Below are 244 nucleotides of genomic sequence, written 5' to 3'. Positions count from 1 at the left end.
ATCAGCGCAGATTCCTGCTCACGCTTGGTGAGAACGGGCGACCGCGCGTGGCCCTCTCGTCCGCGCAGGCCCCGAGCAGCCAAGCCACATAGTCGCGGCGCTGGTCGGCCCCGATGCCTTCATAGTCGAAGATGGTGGTGCGGTAGCCGATCTCCTCCATCTGCGGACGCCTGAGGTCGTTGCGGAGCCGGGGATGGCCGACCAGGAGGACGGACAGGAGCACGCCGGCGTCGGCCACCACCTC

General features: G+C 68.4%; 1 protein-coding gene. It reads right to left on the bottom strand.

The genetic code is table 11. From position 1 onward, the window contains the following. Nucleotide 1: 1 nt before the first annotated feature. Nucleotides 2-244, bottom strand: a 243-nt coding sequence (locus Q4563_RS21930; RefSeq protein ID WP_442903857.1) for a hypothetical protein, incomplete at its 5' end; no start/stop codon positions are given.

This window comes from Gilvimarinus sp. 1_MG-2023 (genome assembly GCF_030548285.1).
This window is presented reverse-complemented; position numbering and strand designations above follow the sequence as displayed.